At 69.3% G+C, this 3,838-nt stretch carries 5 protein-coding genes; all 5 read right to left on the bottom strand.

Annotation, left to right across the window (positions count from 1 at the left end; all coding sequences use genetic code 11):
* Window positions 1-39: 39 nt before the first annotated feature.
* The 5 genes from H0W38_RS18520 to H0W38_RS18540 all read right to left on the bottom strand — a co-directional run bounded on the left by H0W38_RS18520 (window position 40) and on the right by H0W38_RS18540 (window position 3,777).
* Window positions 40-708, bottom strand: coding sequence for an HAD family phosphatase (locus H0W38_RS18520; RefSeq protein ID WP_292456849.1), 669 nt, complete (start codon window positions 706-708; stop codon window positions 40-42).
* On the bottom strand, window positions 705-1,397 hold the full coding sequence (gene hda / locus H0W38_RS18525; protein ID WP_292456852.1) for a DnaA regulatory inactivator Hda: 693 nt from the start codon (window positions 1,395-1,397) through the stop codon (window positions 705-707). The genes H0W38_RS18520 and hda overlap by 4 nt, the downstream gene beginning before the upstream one ends.
* On the bottom strand, window positions 1,394-2,479 hold the full coding sequence (locus H0W38_RS18530) for an AI-2E family transporter (RefSeq protein ID WP_292456855.1): 1,086 nt from the start codon (window positions 2,477-2,479) through the stop codon (window positions 1,394-1,396). Before H0W38_RS18530 ends, hda begins: the two co-directional genes overlap by 4 nt.
* 170 nt (window positions 2,480-2,649) lie before the next feature.
* On the bottom strand, window positions 2,650-3,519 hold the full coding sequence (locus tag H0W38_RS18535; RefSeq protein ID WP_292456857.1) for a tetratricopeptide repeat protein: 870 nt from the start codon (window positions 3,517-3,519) through the stop codon (window positions 2,650-2,652).
* A 54-nt stretch (window positions 3,520-3,573) separates the two neighbouring features.
* Window positions 3,574-3,777 carry a hypothetical protein gene (locus tag H0W38_RS18540; protein WP_292456860.1) on the bottom strand — a complete coding sequence of 68 codons (204 nt, stop codon included), beginning with the start codon at window positions 3,775-3,777 and terminating at the stop codon, window positions 3,574-3,576.
* Between the last annotated feature and the right edge of the window lie 61 nt (window positions 3,778-3,838).

Raw genomic sequence — 3,838 nt, forward strand, 5'->3', positions numbered from 1 at the left:
CCTCGCTCTTGCCGAACAGCTTGTTGATGAATCGCTTGATCATGGGAACAGGTTCAGGAGAGGCCAGCCGCGCTCGCGCGCGATGGCCTCGAGGGCGGGTGACGGATTGGTCGCCACCGGGTGCGTAGCGAGATCGAGCAGTGGCAGGTCGTTGGTCGAGTCGCTGTAGAAGCTCACGCGCTCGAAGTCTTGCACACGCCGGCCGCTCTGCGCGAGCCATTGCTCGACTCTCGCGGTCTTGCCCTCGCGAAACGAGGGCACGCCCCGGATGCGGCCGGTCACGGCACCCGCGGCATCGCGCTCCAGTTCCACCGCGATCAGCGTCTCGACCTCGAAGGCCGCGGCGATCGGCCGCGTCACGAATTCGTTGGTGGCAGTGACGATGGCCAGCACGTCGCCGCGCTCGCGGTGCTCGCGCACGAGCGCCATGGCCTCTGGGCGCAGGGCCGGCGCGATGACCTCGCGCATGAAACGCGCGTGCGCGGCGGCCTGCTCGGCGAAAGGCCGCTCGCGCCAGGGGCGGGTGGCGAACTCGACGTACTCGGCGATGTCGAGCGTGCCGTCCTGGTAGGCGGCGTAGAAGGCGTCGTTGGCCAGGCGGTGGGTGCCGGCGTCGGCCCAGCCCAGGGTGACGACGAACTCGCCCCAGGCGTGGTCCGAGTCGAGCGGCAGCAGGGTGTGGTCGAGGTCGAACAGGGCGAGGTTCATGCGTTCGCGCCCTGGCGCTGTTGCTCGTCGCGCTCGGCGAGCATCTGTCGCACGAGCGGCACCGTCACCGCGCGCTGGTGGACCAGCGCAAACTCGTCGAGCGCATCGAGCAGCCGCATCAGCGAGCCGAGATCGCGCGCGAAGCGGGTCAGCAGGTAGGCGACGACCTCCTCGGTGAGCACGATGCCGCGCCGCCCTGCTTCGCGCTTGAGCGCGTCGCGCGCTCGGGTTTCATCCAGCGGCTGAAGGTGGAACACCAGGCCCCAACCCAGCCGCGTGCGCAGGTCCTCGCGCACAGGCAGGTCCACCGGCGGCAGCCGGCCGGCCGCCACCACCGACGCGCCCAAAGCCTGCGCCTCGACGAAGAGCGCGAAGGCGGCATGCTGCTGGGCCGCGTCGAAGGCTTCGCAATCGTCGAGCAGGATCAGGCGCGTGTCCTCGTCGCAGACCCAGGGCAGGGGGGTCGACTGATCGAAGGCGCCGGCCGACCGGCCCTGCGCTGCGGCTTCGCGAGCGAGCGCGCGCAGCAGGTGGGTCTTGCCGGCGCCTGCACTGCCCCACAGGTAGATCGGTGCCGCGCCGGCGGTCGTGCCGCGCAATGCACCCAAGGCAGCGTCGTTCGCGCCGACGGCGAAGTTGCCGAAGCTCTGTTGCGGGCCGGGGCGCAGGCCCAGGGGCAACTGTTTCATGCGCCGGGCTCGACGGGGGTCGGTCCCTGATAGAGCGGGCTGCTCAGGTACAAGCGCCGGACGCGGTGCACCGCCACGGCGCCCACCGCGCTCACGGGCAGCGCCACCAGCACCCCGATGAAGCCGAACAACTGGCCGAAGGCGAGGAGCGCAAAGATCACCATGATCGGGTGCAGCCCGATGCGCTCGCCCACCAGCCGCGGCGTGAGGTAGAAACTCTCGACCACCTGACCGATGCCGTAGACGATGGCGACCGCCACGATGCCATACAGCCCGCCGAACTCCAGCAAACCGGCCAGCAGCGCCAGCACGCAGCCCAGCCCGAAGCCGATGTAGGGAATGAACACCGCGAGGCCCGTGAACACGCCCACTGGCACGGCCAGGTCGAAGCCGAACAGCGCCAGACCGGCGCTGTAGAACACCGCCAGGATGCCCATCACGAGCAACTGGCCGCGCAGATACTGGCCGAGCATGTGGTCGCATTCGGCCATGAAGCCGTCGACGTTGGCGCGAAAGCGGGGCGGCACGAGGCTGCTGGCACGTTTGACGATGCCGTGCCAGTCCATCAGCACGTAGAACAGCACCACCGGCAACAGGATCGCCGTGCCCACGAAGCCGAGCACGAAGCTACCGCCGATTCGCAGCGAACTCATGACGGTGTTGACCCAGCCCTCGGTGTTGTCGCTGAGGTTGGTGAGCACGAAGGTGCGGACGCTGGCGACGTCGAGATCGATGTCGATCCCGAAGCGCGCCAGCAGTGGCGTCAGCCAGTCGTCCAGGCGCGTGAGCAGCACCGGGATCTGGTCGCGCAGGGCCGGCAACTCGCGCACCAGGATCGGCACGATCAGCAGCAGCACCGCGAGCACGGTGGCCAGCGCCAGCACCTCGACGATCAGCGCGGCCAGTGCGCGCGGTACGCCGCCGCGCGCCAGCCGGTCCACGACGGGGTGCAGCGCGTAGCCGAGCACCAGCGCGACCACGAACGGGGACAGGACCGGGCCCAGCAGCCAAAGCGCCAGCGCCGTCAATGCGCCGATGGCCAACCAGCCGAGGCCATGGATTTGTGCGGGGGTGAGGGTCATGCGTGGGTGGCTCGGAGAGCGAAGCTGTCCGCCTGCGGGGGACGCAATTGGAGGGCAGGTAAGGCGCCGCGGGTGCGGCATTTTATCGGCGGACGCCCAGGCTCCAGCCGTGGATTTCGGGCGGGAGGCAGTCAGCCCGAGGCCGCCGCCGCGCGCCGGCCTGCGGCGGCTCAGTGCAGCGACGGCCTGCCTTGCGCCCGCAGTTCGGCGGCGCGCTCGGCGATCGCCCGGCGGTCCTTGGCCTGAGGGCTGTGCGTGACGTAAGAGTCGAGATCGTCGGCCGCAGCGTCGTACACACCCAGCTCGGCCTGCGCCAGACCGCGGTCGCGGCGCTCGTCCCATTCGCGCGGCAGCAGCACCACCAAGCGCTGCTGCACGGCCAGCAGGCGAGGCCAGTCTTCGGCGCTGCGGTGAATTTCCTTCAGATTGCGCAACATGCGCGCCAGCACCTCGCGCGGCGTGGCCGACTGCAGGAAGAGGCCCAGCGGCATGTCGAACTCGCCGAGCAGTCCCTGGCGGCGCTTGTAGGGCGCGAGCCGCTCGTCGAGCTCGTCGCGGGAGAGCGACTGGCCGGTGAAGGGATCGATCACCACCTCGCCCTGTGGCATCTTGACCTTGACCAGGAAGTGCCCGGGAAAGGCGACGCCGCGTGCGTTCAGGCCGATCTGCGAAGCCAGTTCGATGTAGATGACCGCCAGCGAAATCGGAATGCCTCGCCGCGTGCGCAGCACCTCGTGCAGGTAGCTGTTGTCGCTGGCGTAGTAGTCGTTGATGTTGCCGGCGAAGCCGAGGTCGTGGAAGAAATAGCGATTGAGCAGGCGCAACTGCTGCACCGGCACGGCGTCGCGCGGAATGCGGCGCTCGAGCGTGCGGGCGAGCGCGTCGATTTCGGCCAGCACCGATTGGGTGTCGAGCACCGGGTGCTCGTCGAGCGCGAGCGAGACGGCCGCTTCGGTGAGAGACAGGCTGCCGTCATCGGCCACCAGTGCGGCAAAGTACTCCAGCGCGGTCGGCACTTCGACGGAAAACGGGGCAGGCATGAAGCCAGTTTAGGCCAGCCCCATCGCGACGCGGCAGAGGGCGCGCGTGGCCGATCAGCGGCTGGCCTTCTTTTTCACGTCATCGGCGGTGTCTTCGATCTTGTCGCCAGCGCGCTCGACCTGGTCGCCCACCTTCTCGGCTGCGTTGTCCAGTTGCTTGCCGGCGCGCTCGGCCGGGCCCTCGGCGGGCTGGCAGGCGGCCAGGGCGAAGAGGGCGCTCAGCGCCATCACGCTCAATGTGTTGCGGGCGATGTTCATGCGGTGTCCTTGTGTCTTGCGGCGCCGGCGCGGAGCGCGTCGGCTGCAGCGCACTGTAGGC

The organism is Methylibium sp., assembly GCF_013817365.1.
Classification (GTDB): domain Bacteria; phylum Pseudomonadota; class Gammaproteobacteria; order Burkholderiales; family Burkholderiaceae_C; genus Methylibium.